This window comes from Sandaracinobacteroides saxicola (assembly GCF_014117445.1).
Taxonomy (GTDB): domain Bacteria; phylum Pseudomonadota; class Alphaproteobacteria; order Sphingomonadales; family Sphingomonadaceae; genus Sandaracinobacteroides_A; species Sandaracinobacteroides_A saxicola.
On record NZ_CP059851.1, the window covers coordinates 2,629,370 to 2,647,038 of the forward strand.

General features: G+C 68.8%; 22 protein-coding genes. 20 read left to right on the forward strand and 2 right to left on the reverse strand.

The features are described from left to right. The first annotated feature begins 21 nt into the window (after window positions 1-21). From H3309_RS13230 to rpmG, 12 genes are all read left to right on the forward strand, one after another. A complete protein-coding gene (locus H3309_RS13230) occupies window positions 22-2,172 on the forward strand; it encodes a TonB-dependent receptor (RefSeq protein WP_182295152.1) in 2,151 nt (716 codons plus the stop codon). An 87-nt stretch (window positions 2,173-2,259) separates the two neighbouring features. After that, on the forward strand, window positions 2,260-3,006 hold the full coding sequence (locus H3309_RS13235) for a maleate cis-trans isomerase family protein (RefSeq protein ID WP_182295153.1): 747 nt from the start codon (window positions 2,260-2,262) through the stop codon (window positions 3,004-3,006). A gap of 3 nt (window positions 3,007-3,009) precedes the next feature. Then, on the forward strand, window positions 3,010-3,927 hold the full coding sequence (locus H3309_RS13240) for a polysaccharide deacetylase family protein (RefSeq protein WP_182295154.1): 918 nt from the start codon (window positions 3,010-3,012) through the stop codon (window positions 3,925-3,927). Between the two features lie 11 nt (window positions 3,928-3,938). After that, on the forward strand, window positions 3,939-5,189 hold the full coding sequence (locus tag H3309_RS13245; RefSeq protein ID WP_243453725.1) for a class I SAM-dependent methyltransferase: 1,251 nt from the start codon (window positions 3,939-3,941) through the stop codon (window positions 5,187-5,189). After that, window positions 5,186-5,530, forward strand: coding sequence for a hypothetical protein (locus H3309_RS13250; protein ID WP_182295155.1), 345 nt, complete (start codon window positions 5,186-5,188; stop codon window positions 5,528-5,530). The genes H3309_RS13245 and H3309_RS13250 overlap by 4 nt, the downstream gene beginning before the upstream one ends. Window positions 5,531-5,540: 10 nt before the next feature. After that, complete coding sequence (locus H3309_RS13255) at window positions 5,541-7,139, forward strand: FAD-binding oxidoreductase (RefSeq protein WP_182295156.1); 1,599 nt, start codon at window positions 5,541-5,543, stop codon at window positions 7,137-7,139. An 83-nt stretch (window positions 7,140-7,222) separates the two neighbouring features. Then, window positions 7,223-8,326 (forward strand): DNA polymerase III subunit beta, encoded by a 1,104-nt coding sequence (dnaN, locus tag H3309_RS13260; RefSeq protein ID WP_182295157.1) that lies wholly within the window; start codon window positions 7,223-7,225, stop codon window positions 8,324-8,326. Between the two features lie 43 nt (window positions 8,327-8,369). After that, window positions 8,370-8,837, forward strand: coding sequence for a hypothetical protein (locus H3309_RS13265; RefSeq protein ID WP_182295158.1), 468 nt, complete (start codon window positions 8,370-8,372; stop codon window positions 8,835-8,837). Further along, the gene (gene ribD, locus H3309_RS13270) at window positions 8,834-9,790 is read left to right on the forward strand and encodes a bifunctional diaminohydroxyphosphoribosylaminopyrimidine deaminase/5-amino-6-(5-phosphoribosylamino)uracil reductase RibD (protein WP_182295159.1); all 957 of its coding nucleotides are present in this window, start codon (window positions 8,834-8,836) and stop codon (window positions 9,788-9,790) included. Before H3309_RS13265 ends, ribD begins: the two co-directional genes overlap by 4 nt. A 10-nt stretch (window positions 9,791-9,800) precedes the next feature. After that, a complete protein-coding gene (locus H3309_RS13275; RefSeq protein WP_182295160.1) occupies window positions 9,801-10,412 on the forward strand; it encodes a riboflavin synthase in 612 nt (203 codons plus the stop codon). 10 nt (window positions 10,413-10,422) lie between these two features. Then, window positions 10,423-11,355, forward strand: a complete 933-nt coding sequence (locus H3309_RS13280) for an alpha/beta hydrolase (RefSeq protein WP_182295161.1) — start codon at window positions 10,423-10,425, stop codon at window positions 11,353-11,355. Window positions 11,356-11,431: 76 nt separating this feature from the next. Then, complete coding sequence (gene rpmG / locus H3309_RS13285) at window positions 11,432-11,599, forward strand: 50S ribosomal protein L33 (protein ID WP_182295162.1); 168 nt, start codon at window positions 11,432-11,434, stop codon at window positions 11,597-11,599. On the opposite strand, the gene H3309_RS13290 is transcribed toward rpmG, so the two are convergent. Beyond that, window positions 11,592-11,879 (reverse strand): hypothetical protein, encoded by a 288-nt coding sequence (locus H3309_RS13290; protein ID WP_182295163.1) that lies wholly within the window; start codon window positions 11,877-11,879, stop codon window positions 11,592-11,594. The genes rpmG and H3309_RS13290 overlap by 8 nt on opposite strands. Here H3309_RS13290 and H3309_RS13295 point away from each other — a divergent pair. From H3309_RS13295 to H3309_RS13310, 4 genes are read left to right on the forward strand one after another with little or no spacing between them, the layout of a single operon-like run. Beyond that, entirely contained in the window at window positions 11,878-12,102 is a 225-nt protein-coding gene (locus H3309_RS13295) for a DUF3572 family protein (protein ID WP_182295164.1), read from the forward strand. The genes H3309_RS13290 and H3309_RS13295 overlap by 2 nt on opposite strands. After that, on the forward strand, window positions 12,099-12,710 hold the full coding sequence (locus H3309_RS13300; protein WP_182295165.1) for an HAD family hydrolase: 612 nt from the start codon (window positions 12,099-12,101) through the stop codon (window positions 12,708-12,710). Before H3309_RS13295 ends, H3309_RS13300 begins: the two co-directional genes overlap by 4 nt. Continuing rightward, window positions 12,707-13,165 carry a RidA family protein gene (locus H3309_RS13305; RefSeq protein WP_182295166.1) on the forward strand — a complete coding sequence of 153 codons (459 nt, stop codon included), beginning with the start codon at window positions 12,707-12,709 and terminating at the stop codon, window positions 13,163-13,165. The genes H3309_RS13300 and H3309_RS13305 overlap by 4 nt, the downstream gene beginning before the upstream one ends. Next, the gene (locus H3309_RS13310) at window positions 13,162-14,298 is read left to right on the forward strand and encodes a GNAT family N-acetyltransferase (protein WP_182295167.1); all 1,137 of its coding nucleotides are present in this window, start codon (window positions 13,162-13,164) and stop codon (window positions 14,296-14,298) included. The genes H3309_RS13305 and H3309_RS13310 overlap by 4 nt, the downstream gene beginning before the upstream one ends. Before the next feature lie 21 nt (window positions 14,299-14,319). Here the strand turns inward: H3309_RS13310 and H3309_RS13315 are convergent, their stop codons facing one another. Next, a complete protein-coding gene (locus tag H3309_RS13315; protein ID WP_182295168.1) occupies window positions 14,320-15,249 on the reverse strand; it encodes a cytochrome-c peroxidase in 930 nt (309 codons plus the stop codon). 96 nt (window positions 15,250-15,345) lie between these two features. Here H3309_RS13315 and H3309_RS13320 point away from each other — a divergent pair, with 96 nt between their 5' ends. Genes H3309_RS13320 through H3309_RS13335 form a run of 4 tightly spaced genes read left to right on the forward strand, consistent with a single transcriptional unit; the run spans window position 15,346 to window position 17,663 of the window. Next, window positions 15,346-15,963 (forward strand): cupin domain-containing protein, encoded by a 618-nt coding sequence (locus tag H3309_RS13320; protein ID WP_182295169.1) that lies wholly within the window; start codon window positions 15,346-15,348, stop codon window positions 15,961-15,963. Next, on the forward strand, window positions 15,960-16,715 hold the full coding sequence (locus tag H3309_RS13325; RefSeq protein ID WP_182295170.1) for a DUF4386 family protein: 756 nt from the start codon (window positions 15,960-15,962) through the stop codon (window positions 16,713-16,715). Before H3309_RS13320 ends, H3309_RS13325 begins: the two co-directional genes overlap by 4 nt. Continuing rightward, entirely contained in the window at window positions 16,709-16,957 is a 249-nt protein-coding gene (locus H3309_RS13330) for a hypothetical protein (RefSeq protein WP_182295171.1), read from the forward strand. Before H3309_RS13325 ends, H3309_RS13330 begins: the two co-directional genes overlap by 7 nt. A 4-nt stretch (window positions 16,958-16,961) precedes the next feature. Continuing rightward, on the forward strand, window positions 16,962-17,663 hold the full coding sequence (locus tag H3309_RS13335; RefSeq protein WP_182295172.1) for a TetR/AcrR family transcriptional regulator: 702 nt from the start codon (window positions 16,962-16,964) through the stop codon (window positions 17,661-17,663). Window positions 17,664-17,669 lie beyond the last annotated feature (6 nt).

Sequence of the window (17,669 nt, forward strand, 5' to 3'; positions counted from 1 at the left end):
AGCCCCCGGGGAGACTCAACCATGCGCCGCCTGCTCCTTGCCACCGTCGCCTTCACCGCCACCGCCGCCACGGCCGTCACGGCCCAAACCGCCGCCCAAACCGTTGCCCCGGTGGCCGACGGCCTCGAAGACATCGTCGTCACCGCGCAGCGCCGCGAAAGCAACCTCCAGACCACGCCCATCGCCGTCACCGCGCTCACCGCCACCGACCTCGCCTCGGCGCAGGTCAACCGCACGCAGGACCTCGCCAAGTCCGTCCCCAACCTGCAGATGCTGCCCTTGACCGCCAGCCCCTCCAGCTTCCAGGTGGGCCTGCGCGGCGGCACCGAACAGGCCGGCGCCATCGTCACCTCCGAACCCGCGGTCGCCATCTATGTCGACGATGTCTATCGCGGCCGCATCTCCGGCTCCAACATCGAGCTGTCGGACATCGAGCGTGTCGAGGTGCTGCGCGGTCCGCAAGGCACGCTCTACGGCCGCAACGCCTTCTCGGGCGCGATCAAGGTGATCAGCCGCAAGCCCCGCAACGACCTGTGGGTCAACGCCAGCCTCGGCTATGGCGCCTATAACGAGTTCAAGGGCAGTGTCAGCGTCGGCGGGCCCGTGGCGGACGGCGTCGGCCTTTCCTTCGCGGCGCTCTACCGCGACCGCGCCGATGGCTACATCAGCAACATCGCGCTTGGCCGCAAGGTCGGTGCCGAGGAAACGCTGGCGCTCAAGGGCACGCTCAACCTGTTCGGCAACGAGCGGCTGAACGCCTTTGTCACCGTCGGCTACAGCCGCGACCGCAACGACGGCTACAGCGCCATCCCCGTCACCTACCCCGCCGGCCGCGTCGCCCCCTTCAACAGCGAGGAGGCGATCCCCAGCGCCGGCTGCGTGCTGTGCAACCAGTCCCCCACCGTGCCGCTCGGCCGCAACGACCAATGGTATGCCACGCTCAACCTGTCCGCCGACCTGGGCGAGGTCACGCTGCGTTCGATCACCGGCTATGTGAAGGTCGACGACTTCTTCCAGTGGGACCTGTCCGGCGGCACCCGCACGCCCACGGGCTTCGCCGCCGGCTTCGAACGCGCGGCCGACGCCCGCAGCAAACAGTTCAGCCAGGAATTGCAGGCGCTGGGCAGCAGCGGCGGCCTCAAATGGATCGTCGGCGCCTATTATTTCTGGGAAAACAGCACCCAGGTCTTCAACGACAAGTTCGGCTTCCCGCTGCTCCCGACCTCGCTCGACACCACCGCCAAAAGCTACGCCGCCTTCGCGGAAGCGACCTACGCCTTTACCGACGCGCTCAGCGCCACCGCCGGGCTTCGCTACACCCGCGACGACAAAAGGCTGGCGGGCAGCATCCAGTCCGGCTTCGCGCCGCCGGCCCGCCTGGTCAATGTCGCGCGCACGGATGATTTCGACGCCTGGACACCGAAATTCGGCCTCGATTTCAAGGCCAGCGAAGACCTCTTCCTCTACGCCAGCGTCAGCCGCGGCTTCAAGGCCGGCGGCTACAATGGCCTCGCCGTCGCCAACCCCGCCGTGCTCAACGCCGCCTACCAGCCGCAGACCATCTGGGCCTATGAGGTTGGCGCCAAGCTGACCGGATGGGACAATCGCCTGCGCGCCAACCTGGCGCTGTTCCGCAACGAACTGCGCGACCTGCAACAGACCGCCAACATCGCCCCGTTCAGCTTCGCCGTGCAGAATGTCGGCGACGCGCGCGTGCAAGGCGCCGAACTGGAACTGACCGCGCTCCCCACCGACGGCCTGCGGCTGTTCGCCAACATCGGCTACATGGACGACAAATACCGCCGCCTGTCGCCCACCAGCGAAGCCGCGCTGAACAACGCAAAACGCCTGCCGCTCATCAGCGAATGGTCGACGCAACTGGGCTTCGCCTATGACAGCGAAGCGCAACTGGGCAGCGTGCGCCTGAAACTGGGCGGCGACTGGAAATGGTTCGACGACTATTTCGGCAACGTCAACAACACGGTGAAGCTGAAAGGCTATCACCGCATCGACGCCTATGCCGGCCTCGCCACGCCCGACGACCGGTGGGAATTGTCCGTTTCCGCGAAGAACCTCGCCAACGCCAAGGATTTCGGCAGCGCCGCCCAGTCCATCGCCCTCACCCCCAACATGCCGCGCACCTGGATGGTAAATCTGCGTTACCGGATGTAGCCGTTTTCTGACCGCACGCCGGACAGTCTCCGGCGGCCCCGCGCCCTTGCCGCGACACTGCGGCAAGGGCCGCGCAGGAGACCCCTGATGCCCGATTCCCTCGGCTGGCGGCGCAAGTTCGCGGTCGTCGCGCCCAGCACCAACACCAGCGTGCAGCCGGAATATGATTCGATGCGCCCGCGCGGCGTCACCAACCATTTCAGCCGCATCAGCATCCCCGACACGCGCGTCACCGACGACGCCAGCTTCATGGTCATGCTGAACAACATCCGCAACGCCACCGCCTCTGCAGTCGATGTCGCGATGTCGATGCAGCCCGATTATCTCATCATGGGCATGTCCGCCGAAACCTTCTGGGACGGGGCGGACGGCGCCGAAAAGATGCACGCCAGCCTGACGCAGCGCACCGGCGTCGGCGTCGCCATGGGCAGCCATGCCTGCGACGCCGCCTTTCGCTGTTTCGGTGACGTCAAACGCATATCGGTGATTACCCCCTACATGCCGGTGGGCGACGCCCAGGTGCGCAAATTCTTCGAGGACAGCGGCTATGAGGTCATGGCACTGAAAGGCCTGAAAAGCCCGTCACCCATGATGATCGCCCACGAAAGCGAGACCACCCTGAAACGCGCCATCCAGGAGGTGGACGACCCCCAGGTCGAGGCCATCGTGCAATGCGGCACCAACCTCGCCTTCGCCCGCGTCGCCGGCATCGCCGAATTCTGGCTGGAAAAACCCGTCATCGCCATCAACACCGCAACCTACTGGTATGCCCTGCGCCAGAACGGCATCATGGACAAGGTGGACGGCTATGGCAGCCTCCTTCTGGACTACTGACCCATGGACTACGCTTACATCCCGCTCCCCGAACGCCAGCCGCTCCGCTGGCCGAACGGCGCCCGCGTCGCGCTCATCCTCACCTTCAACCTGGAAACCTGGGACCTCACCAAGGACACCGACCGCGCCTACTACGCCGGCGGCCCGCCGATCCTGCCCGATGTGCTCCCCGGCCACACCCCCGATTTCCCCAACTACAGCTGGCGCGAATATGGCCAGCGCGTCGGCATCTGGCGGCTCTATGACCTCTTCGACCAGTTGGGGGTGAAGGCCAGCTGCACCACCAACGCCGTCACCTTCGACCGGCGGCGCGCCATGGTGCAGGCCTGCCTCGACCGCGGCTGGGAATTGCTCGCCCATAATTGGGAACAGGGCGAGCTGCTGACCGACTATGCCAAGGACCCGGCCAAGGAGCGCGAGATCGTCCTGCGCACGCTGCATAAATATGCAGAGGAGGTCGGCCGCCCCGCCCAGGGCTGGCTCTCCTCCTCGCTCCGCTCCACGCTGCAGACCGCCGACATCCTCGCCGAACAGGGCTGCACCTTCTACTGTGACATCATGAACGACGACCAGCCCTACCTGATCCGCACCCCCTCCGGCCCGATCGTCAGCATCCCCTACTCCAACGAGATCAACGACTTCACCTTCATCACCCGGAAGAATTACACCACCGACCAGTTCCGCGACGCCCTCATCGAGGAACTGGACGTGCTGTACGAGGAAGGCGCCACTACCGGCCGCCTCATGAACGTCGGCCTGCACCCCCATGTCTCCGGCCGCGCCCACCGCATCCGCGCCCTGCGCGAATTCATCCAGCACGCGCAATCGCTGCCCGGCGTCTGGTGGCCCACCCGCTCAGAAATCGCAGCCTGGTATCTTGCCAACCATGACTCCCATATTCCCGGTCAGCTGAGCCGCTAAGGAGACCCGCGATGGCCATGTCGATGCTCAACACCTTCCAGCAGGCGCCGCACGCCGTGCTGCCGATCGGCACGCATGACGAGCGCGCCCGGCAGGAATTCGCCAAAGCCATGAAGGGCTTCATCCAACAGGGGCTGCTCCCCGGCCTGGGACCGGTATTCGAAAAGCGCGTCGCGCCGCGCTTCGCCAAAGCCGAGGGCCGCGCCCCCGCCGACCGCCACGACATCCGCAAGGGGATGGTCGCCGATGCCTATTTCCAGCATTATGCCGCCGCCAACCGCATCGCGCAGGAACTGCTGTGGGACACGGTGCTCGACACGCTCGACCGCGACCTCCCCGCGCTGGAGGCCGCCGCCGCCCGCCTCTCCGCCGCCTCCACCGCGCCGCTGGAAACCCGCGATGATTTCGCCGTGCCGCGCTATGTCTCCGCGCTGGACATCCACTGCATGCCCGGCGGCTACGCCGGCGGAAGCAGCAGTGCCGGCGGGGGCATCGCCGCCGGCGCGCTCTACGACCGCGGCGTCTATCTCTACGCCATGGGCTTCATGGGGCCGAACAACGACGACATGGGCCGCAGCGTCGCCAATTACATCAAGCGCCGCCTGAACGGCTTCACGCCCACCCGCATCCTCGACATGGGCTGCACCTGCGGCCACTCGACCGTCCCCTACAAGGAGATGTTTCCGGACGCCGAGGTGATCGGCATCGACGTCGCCGCGCCGCAACTGCGCTATGCCCATGCCCGGGCGAAGGCGCTGGGCCACGACGTCGGCTTCCTGCAACGCGACGCCGCGAACACCGGCTTTCCGGACGGCCATTTCGACCTGATCGTCAGCCACATCCTGCTGCACGAGACCAGCGGCAAGGCAATGCCGGCGATCATCCGCGAATGCCACCGGCTGCTTAGCCCCGGCGGCTACATGATCCACGCCGACCTGCCGCCCTTCAACCTGATGGACCCCTTCACCCAGTTCATCCTCGACAACGAGACCTACTACAACAACGAGCCCTTCTGGGGCGCCATGCGCGAACTCGACCAGGTCGGCCTCGCCACCGCCGCCGGCTTCCCCGCCGACGGCGTGCGCTTCGACACCGCGCCGATGGCGGTGATGGAGTTCGCCGCCGCGGCCGAGGGTTACAGCGCCGAAGCCTCCGAAGCCGTCGCCGACCGGGAGTTCACCGCCGGCGAATATGCGCCGGGTGGCGGCTGGGAAGTGCTGATCGCGCAAAAGAGCGCCGTGGAACTGAGGGCCGCCGCATGAGCCTTGACCGTTTCGCCAAGGGCAAGCGCCCGGCCTTCTACCCGACCGAGGGCATGGATACGATGATGAGCATGATCCTCGTGCTCGCCACCGAGCTGAGCGCGATGCGCGACCGGCTGGACACCGTCGAACGGGTCGCCCGCGACGGCGGACTGGCGGAAGCCATCGAAGCCTTCGTCCCCGACCAGGCGACGCTGGAAGCCCGCGAAAAGCGTCGGCAGGAGCTGCTCGCCCGCCTCTATTACCTCCCCCGCAAGGAAGCCGCCGAACTCGCCGCCCAGGACGACGATGCCCGCTATGGCGCCGTCCTCACCGACATCGCCGCCGGGCGCATGGATTAAGGAACCGACCATGGCCACCGCCTTCGCCGACACCGCTGCCGACACACCGATCGACATCGTCACCACACTGACCGCCCTGCTCGGCGCCGATGCTGTGCTCACCGCCGAGGACGACCGCCGCTTCTATGGCACCGACGTCTATCGCGCCGGCAAAATCCCCTCCGCCGTGGTGCTGCCCGGCAACGTCGAACAGCTCCAGGCCATCGTCCGCGCCTGCGCCGAAACCCGCACGCCGCTGACGGTGCGCGGCGGCGGCGCCAGCTATACCGATGGCTACACCCATGCCGCGCCGCGCGGCATCACGCTGAGCACCGAACGGCTGAACAACATCGTCGAGATCGACGAGACCGATGCGACCGTGACCGTCGAGGCCGGCTGCACCTGGAAGGACCTGCACGAGGCGCTGGCCGCCAAGGGCTGGCGCACGCCCTTCTGGGGGCCGTTCAGCGGCATGGCGGCGACCGTCGGCGGCAGCATCAGCCAGAACGCCATCAGCCACGGCACCGGGGCCTATGGCGTCAGCGCGGAATCGCTGCTCTGTGTCGAGATCGTCACCGGTACCGGCGAGCTTCTGGCCACCGGCAGCGCCGGCAACGCCGTCGCCGATCCCTTCTTCCGCCATTTCGGCCCCGACCTGGCCGGCCTGTTCACCGGCGACTGCGGCGCGCTGGGCGTGAAGGCCCGCATCACGCTGAAGATGATCCGCGCCCGCACCGCCTTCGAAACCGCCAGCTTCAGCTTCGACAGCTTCGAGGCGCTGCACGCCGCCATGCGCGCGATCGCCATCGAAAATCTCGACGACGAGAATTTCGGCCTCGACGCCGCCCTGCAACAGGGCCAGATCGGCCGGCAGGAGGGTGTCGACGCCAAGGTCGAGATCGCCAAATCGGTGATGAAATCCTCGGGCGGCGTTGTCGCCGGCATGAAGAATCTGGCGAAAATGGCGATCGCCGGCGACCGCGAGCTGAAGGCCGCCAATTACGTCGCGCACTACATTGCCGAAGGCGTCGACAGCGCCGAGGCAAAGGCCCGCATCGCCCGCCTGAAGGCGCTCGCCGGCGCGCATGGGGACGAAATCGCCAACACCGTCCCCACCGTCGTCCGTGGCATGCCGTTCGCGCCGCTCACCAACACGCTGGGGCCGAAGGGCGAGCGCTGGGTGCCGATGCACGGCCTGTTCAGCCACAGCGCCGTCACTGGCTTCCATCACGCGCTGATGGCCTATTGGCAGGCCAACCGCGCCGTGATGGATGCGCACGGCATCTTCACCGGCGCCATGTTCATGGCCGTCGGCAGCAGCGGTTTCGTCTATGAACCGACATTTTACTGGCCGGACGCGCAGCACGCCTATCACGCGCGCGTTGTCCCCGCGGACCATCTCGCCGCCCTGCCCCGCTACGCCGCCGCGCCCGATGCTGCGGCGGAAGTGAAGCGCATGAAAACCGACGTCGCCGAGCTGATGCACGCGCATGGCGCCGCACACCTTCAGGTCGGCAAATTCTACCCCTATCTGAAAGGCCGCAACCCCGCCTCGGTGGCGCTGCTGCGCGCCGTCAAGGCCGCGCTCGATCCGCACAACATCCTGAACCCCGGCGCCCTGGGTCTTTGACGCGGCCCGTAATAAGCCTTCCCCAATCGCCCCCGCTCGCTATATTGGTCGGCCAACAGGGTATCAGGGATAAGGGACGCTGAATGAAGGTTGTCGTCGAACGCGCCACCTTGCTCAAGGGGCTGGGCCATGTGCAGTCGGTGGTCGAGCGGCGCAATACTATCCCGATCCTGTCCAACGTGCTGCTGAACGCCGGCGAGGGCGGGTTGCGCCTGATGGCGACCGACCTCGACCTTCAGGTGGTGGAGGTCGTCGAGGCGCAGGTGGAAACCCCCGGCGCCACCACCGTCAGCGCGCACACGCTGTTCGACATCGTGCGAAAGCTGCCCGATGGCGCGCAGGTGGAACTGACCGTCGCCAACAACCGCATGACGGTGGTGGCCGGCCGCGCCCGTTTCAGCCTGGCGACCCTGCCGCGCGAGGATTTCCCGGTGATCGGCGAGACCGACCTGCCGGTTGCCTTCACCCTGCCCGCCGAAACGCTGCGCAACCTGATCGACCGCACCCGCTTCGCCATCAGCACCGAGGAAACGCGCTATTACCTGAACGGCATCTACATGCATGTCACCGAAGCCGGCCGGATGCGCGCCGTTGCCACCGACGGCCACCGCCTCGCGCGGGTGGAACTGGCGCTGCCCGATGGGGCCGCCGACATGCCCGGCGTGATCGTGCCGCGCAAATGCGTCAGCGAGATCAGGAAGCTGCTGGACGAGGCCGACGGCCCGGTCGAAATCAGCCTGTCGCCCTCCAAAATCCGTTTCCAGATCGGCAACGCGCTGCTCACCAGCAAGCTGATCGACGGCACCTTCCCGGATTACAGCCGCGTCATCCCCACCAACAACGACCGACTGCTGAAGATCGATCCGGCGACACTGGCCGAAGGCGTCGACCGCGTCACCGCCATCGCCAGCGAGAAGACGCGCGCCGTGAAGATCAGCCTCGATCGGGACAAGGTGACGCTGTCCGTCACCAGCCCGGAAAACGGCACCGCCGCCGAGGACCTGGCCGCGGACTATGCCGCGCAGCCGTTCGATGTCGGCTTCAACAGCCGCTACCTGCTCGACATCCTGACCCAGGTGGAGGGCGACAGCATCGAGGTGCACCTGGCCGATGCCGCCGCCCCCACGCTGATCCGCGAACGCACCGACAGCGAGGCGCTGTACGTGCTGATGCCGATGCGGGTGTGAGCATGATGCGCGCGGCGTATCGCGCGCCCGCAGGACCTTAGCCATGTTCAAGACGCCGAAGCCCGAGGTGCTGCCCAAGCCGTTCAAGAACCGGCGGGAGGCGCTGAAAAAGGAGGAGGAGGAGCGCAACGCCTTCTTCATCGCCCGCGCGCTCGATTCCGCGCAGGGGTTCAGCTGGTCACGGAACAATGCGCCGAAACCCGGCCTCATCGCCCGCTGGCGCGCCGTGCCGCTGTCCAGCAAGCTGTTCGCGGTGCTGGCCCTGGGCGTCGCGGTCACGCTGATCAGCAGCTTCGTCAACATCGGCAGCCGCGGGCTGGGGGAGCAGCGCCCCACCATCTTCTTCGAAAGCTGGAGCGCCGACCGCACCGCCGAGGATGCGGTGCGGGAGCGCGAGGCGATGGTGGCGAAACTGCGCGCGGAGATCGCCGCGGCCGAGGCCGCGCGGAAAGCCGCCGCCGAACAGGCGGCCGCGGACGCCGCGAAGGCCCCGGCCGCGGCAGGCAAATGACCGACGCGCGCTGGATGGCGGCCGCGCTCGCGCTCGCCACCCGCGGTCGCGGCAGCAGCGCCCCCAACCCGAACGTCGGCTGCATCGTCACCGCCGGCGGCCATGTCATCGGTCGCGGCTGGACGCAGCCCGGCGGCCGGCCGCATGCCGAGGCGATGGCCCTGGCGCAGGCCGGTGCCGCCGCGCGCGGGGCAACGGCCCATGTCACGCTCGAACCCTGCGCCCACGCCTCGCCGCGCGGGCCGGCCTGCGCCGACGGCCTGATCGCCGCGGGCCTCGCCCGCGTGGTGGTGGCGATGACCGACCCCGACCCGCGCACCGCCGGGCAGGGCATCGCCCGGTTGCGGGCGGCGGGCATCGACGTGGCGGAGGGGGTGGGCGAACAAGCGGCGCGCACCGAACTGGCCGGCTTCATCCGCCGGATGGCCGGCCAGGGCCCGGAGGTCACGCTGAAACTGGCGCTGTCGCTCGACGGCCGGCTGGCGCTCCCCGATGGCCGCAGCCGCTGGATCACCGGCGAGGTCGCCCGCGCCCACAGCCATCTGGAACGCGCCGCCGCCGATGCCATCATCGTCGGGCACGGCACCTGGGCCACCGACGCGCCCGCGCTCGATGTCCGCCTGCCGGGCTGGAGCGGCCGCCAACCCGCCCGCGCCGTGCTCGGCTCGACCGCCATCGATGGCATCCTCACCCTCTCCTCGCTCGCCGAGCTCGACGACCATGGCTGGCAACGGGTGCTGGTGGAGGGCGGCGGGGCGACCGCGGGCGCGCTGCTCGCCGCCGATCGCGTCGACCGGCTGCTGCTCTATTGCGCCCCGATCCTGATCGGCGACGGGCGCAGCCTCGCCGGCCTGGCGCTGCCCGACCTCGCCGCCGCGCATGGTCGCTGGCGCCTCACCGACCGACGCCCGCTGGGAAGTGACAGCCTTGAGGAATATCGCCGCAACCGATAGGTCTGCGGCCATGTTCACCGGAATCATCACCGACGTCGGCCGGATCGCTTCCGCCAGCCGCGCCGCCGATGCCGACCTGCGGCTGTGGGTGCAGACCGCCTTCGACCTCGACACCGTCGATCTCGGCGCCTCCATCGCCTGTTCGGGCGTCTGTCTGACCGTCGTTGCGAAACAGGGCCAGCGCTTCGCCGTCGATGTCTCGGGGGAAAGCGTGCGCCGCACCGCGCCGGGCATGTGGGAGGAAGGCCGCGCATTGAACCTGGAACGGGCGCTGCGGCTGGGGGACGAGCTGGGCGGCCACATCGTCACCGGCCATGTCGATGGCGTCGGCCAGGTCAGCCGGGTCTGGCACGAAGGCGGCTCGATGGGGCTGGAGGTCGCGGTGCCCGCCGATCTCGCGCCCTTCATCGCGGCGAAGGGCTCGATCACGCTCGACGGCATTTCGCTGACGGTCAACAGCGTGGCGGACGATGCCAATGGCACGCGCTTCACGCTGAACATCATTCCCCATACCGCGCAATGGACGACGCTGCGGCAGACGCCCGCCATCGGCCAGCCGGTCAACCTCGAAATCGACCTGATGGCGCGCTATCTGAAACGCATGCGCGACATTGCCAGCTGAGGAAACCGCCATGCCGCTCGATCCGATGGTCGCCCAGTTGCTGGAAATGGGGAAGGGCCTGCCCCCGGTCACCGCCGGCACGCCGCAGGACGCGCGCGGCCGCATGACCGCGCGCGTCGCCATCCTCCGGGATCTGGCGCCCAAGGATGTGACCGCGACCGATCTCACCATCGACGGCCCCGGCGGCGCCCTGCCGCTGCGCCTCTATCGAGACGAGGCGGTGCTCGGCGACCTGCCGGTGCTGGTCTTCCTGCACGGCGGCGGCTGGGTGGTGGGAAATCTGGAAAGCCATGACAATCTGTGTCGCGCGCTCGCCAAGGCCGGCCTGCTGGTGGTGGCGGTGGATTACCGGCTGGCGCCGGAGGCGCGCGCCCCGGCGCAACAGGAGGATGCCATGGCGGCGCTGCACTGGACGGCCGCCACCATCGCCGAACATGGCGGTGACCCGGCGCGCATCAGCGTGGGCGGCGACAGCGCGGGCGGCAACCTGGCGGCGCTGGCGGCGATTCGCGCCCGCCACGAAGGGCCGAAACTCGCGTCGCAATTGCTGATCTATCCGGTGTGCGACACCGTCGGCGACCTTCCCAGCTATGCCGAAAACGCCGACTATGGCCTTTCCGCCGCCGACATGCAGTGGTTCTGGGACCATTGGCTGGGGGACAGCGCCGCATGCCCGCTGACGGCGCCGCTGCGCGAGCCCGACCTGCGCGGCCTGCCGCCGGCCTATGTGGTCACGGCGGAATATGATGTGCTGCGGGACGAAGGCGATGCCTATGCCCATCGGCTGGAAGGCGCCGGCGTGGCGGTGGAGCACCGCGCCGCGGCGGGCATGGTGCACGGCTTCTTCTCGATGACCGGCCTGGTGCCGGCGGCGACCGAGGCGGTGGCGGCAGCCGGGCGATGGGTGGCGGCGCAGCGCGGGGTGGCCACGCAGCAGGCTTGACGGCAGCGAGGCTTTTGCCTATGCGCCGCGCTCTTCAAACCGCGTCCGCGCGGGCGATTCAGATTCCGAGGACAAGATGGCCAAGCCGACCACCGTGAAAATCCGGCTCGTGAGCAGCGAGGGCAGCGGATATTTCTATGTCACCAAGAAAAACCCGCGCACGCAGACCGACAAGCTGACGTTCCGCAAATATGATCCGGTGCTGCGCAAGCATGTGGATTTCAAGGAAGCGAAGATTAAGTAGCCGAAGGCGGCTGCACACTGGAGGAGGATTGCGCAGCAATCGTCCGAAGGGTGCAGACTCGCCGCAGGCTTGGCCGGCGAGCGATTTTTTGCGACACCGTTGCAAAAATCGACTCGTCCGACAGCGCGGCTTTGACGCGCTTTTTTTCTGCCTTTTCCTGTCCCTCAACGGAGTCGCGGGCTTTGCCCGCGCCCGTCCCGTCGAGCTCTTTAACGGCGCATCGCTTTTTACCAAAAACCGGTTCCCACTTTTTGGCGCGATGCACTACACACCCCGCCATGGACCCCATCCTCGCGCTTCGCGCCCTCACCGAAATCCTCAGCGACGAGACGATGCGCGGCCGTTTCCTCGACCTCACCGGCTATGATCCCGCCACGCTGCGCGCCCGCGCCGGTGAACCCGATGTCGCCAACGCCGTCGCCAGCTTCCTCAACGGCCATGAACCCGACCTGCTGGCCATCGCCAGGGCCCTCGACGTCAAACCCGAAGCCCTCGCCCGATGAAGCCGCTGCTGATCCTCGACTGCGACGGCGTGCTGATGCACTTCATCGCCCCCTTCCAGGCGTGGCTCGATGGCCGCCACGGGCTCGAACTGCGCATGGACAGCTTCGCCCTGCTCGGCAATTTGCGCCGCAACGGCGTGCCGCTGGAGGCGAGCGAGTTCGCGCCGTTGCTCGACGGTTTTTTCGATGAGGCGCAGCCGACCCAGACGCTGCTGCCCGGGGTGGCCGAGGCGGTGAACGGACTGGCGGCGCGCGCGGACATCGTCATCCTGACCAACATCGAACCGCGGCATCGCGAGACGCGGCTGGCGGTGCTCGCCCGCGAGGGGCTGAACTTTCCCGTGCATCCCAATGGCGAGGGCGTGCCGAAGGGCCGCGCCGTGGCGGCGCTGGCGGAAGGGCGGCCGGCGGTGTTCGTCGATGACCTGCCGCCGCACCATGGCAGCGTGGCAAGGCATGCGCCGCATGTCGGCCGCCTGCATCTGGTCGGCGAGCCGGTGGTGCAGGCGATCATCCCGGCGGCGCCGGACGCGCATGCCCGGATCGATGACTGGGGCGCGGCGCGCGGCTGGATCGAGGACTGGTTTCACAAGGGAGTGGTGGCATGAGTGTGGATGCGAAACTGGCCGAACTCGGCCTGACCCTGCCGGCAGCGAGCGCGCCGGCGGCGAACTATGTCTCGACGGTGCTGCAGGACGGGCTGCTGCACGTCTCCGGGCAGATCCCGTTCGACGCCGGCGGCGCGCTGATCAAAGGCCGGCTGGGGGAGGACACCAGCATCGAGCAGGGCCAGGAAGCGGCGCGGCGCTGCGCGCTGGGCGTGGTCGCGCAGGTGCAGGCGGCGCTGGGCGGCTTCGGCCGGGTGGAACGCATCATCAAGCTCGGCGTGTTCGTCTCCAGCACCCCGGACTTCACCGACCAGCCGAAGGTGGCGAACGGCGCGTCCGACCTGATGGTGGCGCTGTTCGGCGATGCCGGCAAACATGCCCGCAGCGCCGTCGGCGTGGCGGTGCTGCCGCTGGGGGTGCCGGTGGAGGTCGACGCCATCATCGCGGTGCGGTGAGCGAAGGGGAAATCATCGCCCGCATCCTGCACCGCGCCGGCGACATCGCCGCGGCGGACTGGGATGCCTGCGCCGGCAGGGCCAACCCGTTCGCCGCCCACGCCTTCGTCACCGCGCTGGAGGATTCGGGCAGCGTCTCGGCGCGCGCCGGCTGGCAGCCCGTGCATCTGGTGGTGGACGGCGCCGCCGGCCGGCCGGCGGCGATCCTGCCCGGCTACCTGAAATCGCACAGCCAGGGCGAATATGTGTTCGATCACAGCTGGGCGGACGCCTGGGCGCGGGCCGGGCAGAGCTATTACCCCAAATTGCAGCACAGTTCGCCCTTCACACCGGCCACCGGCCCGCGCCTGCTGGGCGATCCCGCGCTGGCGCCGGTGCTGATCGCGGCGAGCGAAGCCCTGGTGCGGCAGAACGGCTTTTCCGGCGCCCATGCCACCTTCCTGACGCCCGACGACCGGGCGCGGTTCGAGGCGGCGGGGTGGATGCCGCGGCATGACGTGCAATATCACTGGTTCAACGAGGGTTTCGCCGGCTTCGATGATTTCCTGGCGGCGCTCGCATCGCGCAAGCGCAAGGTGCTGAAGCGCGAGCGCGCCGAGGCGCTGGCGGCGGTGGACGGGATCGACTGGCTGACCGGCGCCGACCTGACCGAGGCGGCCTGGGACGCCTTCTGGGCCTTCTACCAGGACACCGGCAGCCGCAAATGGGGGCGGCCCTATCTGACCCGCAACTTCTTTTCGCTGCTGAGCGAGCGGATGGCCGACCGGGTGCTGCTGGTGATGGCACGCAAGGCCGGGCGCTGGGTCGCCGGCGCGCTCAATTTCATTGGTGAAGACGCGCTTTACGGGCGAAACTGGGGCTGCAGCGAGGACATCCCCTTCCTGCATTTCGAGGTCTGCTATCACCAGGCCATCGATTTCGCCGCCCAGAGGGGCCTGGCGCGGGTGGAAGCCGGCGCCCAGGGGCAGCACAAACTGGCGCGCGGCTACCGCCCGGTGGCGACCACGTCCGCGCATTTCATCAGTGATCTGCGGTTTCGCGCCGCGGTCGCGGATTTCCTGACCCGCGAACGCCCCGCGGTGCTCGGCGAAGCGGAAGCGCTGGAAGCCTATCTGCCATTCCGGGCCATGTGATTCTGATCCTCGGCTGCCCGTTCACAGCGCCCGCAGGAACGCCAGCAGGTCCGCCCGTTCGCCCGGGTGCAGTGGCGTGGCCGCCGGCACGCCCCGACGCCGCGCCGGGTGATCGGCATAGTGCGCGATCGCGGCTGCCAGGGTCGGCAGCGAGCCGTCGTGCATGTAGGGCGCGCGACCGGCGATGCCGCGCAGAGTCGGCGTCTTGAAGCGAAGCCCCTGGCCCGTGTCAGGCAGGCCGATGTCGTGAAGGCGCCCGTCGGTCAGCAGCGGCCCGGAATGGCAGCGCACGCAACCCGCCTTGCCGGTGAACAGCGCGAAGCCTCGCTGCTCGGCGCCTGACAAGGCCGAACCCTTGCCGGCGACGAAACTGTCGAACCGCGTGGGCCGGGGCGCGATGGTGCGCTGGTAGGCCGCGAGCGCCAGCGCGATCGACCGCCTGCTGACCTTGGGTTGCGCCGGGAAGGCACTGGCAAAAGCGCCCCGCATGCCGGGATCGGCTGCAAGTTCCGTCAACAGCGCCTCCAGGTCCTGATCCATCTCGAGCGGATTGGCGATGGGCATCAACGCCTGCGCTTCCAGCGACGCCACCCGTCCATCCCACATCAGGCGAGGCGAGGCACCGATACCAAGGAGGGTCGGCGTCGCCCGCTTGCCCGCGCGTCCGCCGCTGCCCACAGCGACCGGCCGGCCATCCTCGAACCCCCGATCCGGCTGGTGGCACGAGGCGCAGGACATCGTGTTCGCGCCCGAAAGCCGGACATCGAAAAACAGCTTCCGGCCAAGGGCCACCCGCGCATCGTCCACCACGTCAGCCGGTGCCGGAAGGGCAAAGGATGAGAGCGCAACCGGCCCGCCGTCATAGCGGACGCAGGCCGCCACCAGCGTCGGCAACAGGATGGCCGCGATGCCGCGGGCGAAACGCCGCCCCGTTGATTCCATCTTGCGCATGCAAATTCCCCTTGCTTTGTCACTCATCGGTGACATATAAGTCACTTGTCGGTGACAAGCAAGCGGCTTGTGCCGGCAAGGCAAAGGAGAACCCCGATGACCGCCCACCCTCCCCACCGCCGCGCGCTGCCCGGCCAGCGCACGCCGCCCCGCGAAACCCTGATCAACCCCGTCACCGGCGACCGCCTGACGCTGGTGCAATCCGTCTGGCGGGACGGCCGCCCGCTCCTCTTCCAGACCGATTTGCCGCCCGGCGCCGTCGGCAGCCCGCTGCACGCCCATCCCACCATGGAAGAGACATTCGAGGTGCGGGCGGGCACGCTGGTGATGGAAATCGGCGGCAAGGGCCGCTTCCGCACCCTGAACGCCGGTGACCGTGTCACCGTGCCGGCGGGGACATGGCACGCCTTCCGCAATGACAGCGACGAATGGACCAGCTTCCTCTCGACGACGACCCGGGGGGTCGAGTTCGAGCGCTTTCTGCTGTCGATGTTCGCGCTGGCGGGCGAAGGCCGCTGCAATGCCGGCGGCATGCCGCGCAACCCGCTGCACCTGGCGCTGCTGCTCGGCTATGCCGATCTGGTGGTGCCGGGCGTTCCCGTCGGGCTGCAGCGCGCCATCGTCGGCGGCCTGTCGGCGCTGGCACGGGGGCTGGGCGTGGAACGGCAGCTGTCACGCCACTGGCACAATGAACGCATCGGGAGGCTGGCATGAGCGCGCGCGCCGCCACGGGGGGCGCGATGCTGGCGCTGGGGCTGCTGTTCAACATCCCCTACTCGGTCCTCGCCGTGTCGTTCGATTATCCTGGCGTGCTGCGCCTGCCCGCGGCCGACATCCTTGGCCGGGTGGCGGCGGGCGGGCCGGCGCTGGTGCTGACCTGGTATGGCTTCATGCTGTCGGCGCTGCTGTTGTGCGCGGTGGCGGGGCTCCAGGCCGTGTCGCAGCGCCAGCGGCCCGCCGCGATGATGGTGGGAACGCTGGGCCTGCTGGCCGGACTGCTGCAGGCCATCGGCCTGTCCCGCTGGGTGTTCGTGGTGCCCGCCATGGCGGCCGCCCATGCGGACCCGATGACGACATCGGCCGGCAGGGCGGCGATCGAGGCAGCCTTCCTCAGCCTCAACGCCCTGTCCGGGGTCGCGGTCGGCGAGCATCTCGGCCAGCTCTTCACCGCCGCCTGGGTGATCGGTGTCGCGGTGGGCCAGAACGGCCGGCTTCGGGCGACCGGCCTCGGTTCGGCCATCCTGATCATCCTGGGTACCGGCGAAGGGCTGGCGATCGCGCTTGGCGGCGATGGCGCCCTGTTCAGCCTTGCCACGGTCGGTGGCTTCCTGCTGCTGACAGCCTGGCTGCTCGGCTCGGGCTGGGCCGTGCTTCGGCGTTCCGGCCGGCGGTCCGGCCGCGACGGCGGCTTTGCGCCGCCGGCGACCGCAGGCGCGACGATGACCCCGGCGGGTCCGCCATGCTGATCCGCACCGGCAGGCGGGCGCCACGCAAGCGCCCTCCGGCAAACCAGCCCTTTGGTGCGAGCGCCCGCGCGCGGGGGCTGATCGGGGCGGCCATGCTGTCGCTGGTCATCGCCGCCAGCGCGGCATTCCCGGCGCCTGGACTGGCGGCAAGCCCGGCACCGGCCCACCAAGAGGCGGCCTCCCGCGACGACAGCGGCCAGGCCTGGTTGCATTCGTCCGGCGCAGCTGTCACTGATGGGTGACACGATGACCGGAACAGCGCCGACGATGACCGACACGCCCATCGCGCCCACGCCCCGCACCCGCGATCGGGACGGTACGGAGGCGCGCATCCTTGCGGGCGCCATGGCCATCGTCGCCCGCGACGGCTTCGGTGCGCTGGGCGTCAATACCGTCGCGCGGGAGGCGGGCGTCGACAAACAGTTGATCTACCGCTATTTCGGCGGTCTCGACGGGCTGCTGGAACGGCTGGGGCAGGACCTACGCCTCTGGCTGGGTGATCCAGCGACCGCCGCGATCGGTGGATCAGGCTATGGTGAGGTGATCGGCGCGCAAATCGTGCAGCACCTCGCCGCACTCAGGGCCAGCGAGATGGTCCAGGCCGCGCTGTCGTGGGAACTGGTCGAGCGCGGCGACGCGGTCGCGCGGCTGGGCGAAGCCAAGAACCAGGCCATCAGGGAGTGGTTCGGGAATGTCAGGGCGGCGGCGGGCGAGCCGCCGCCCGGCATCGACGCGCCCGCGGTCAATGCCATCCTCATCGCCGCCGTCCACCACCTCGTGCTTCGCGCCCGGACCGCCGGCGAATTCGCCGGCCTCGACCTGAAGGCCCCTGAGACCTGGGCGCGCATCGAGCAGGCCATCGGGTTCATCAGCGGCACGATCTACGCACAGGATGCCGGCCCCGGCGCCCGGCCGGCGGCGGCGGGCGATGCCCGCATTGCCCGGTGACATCGG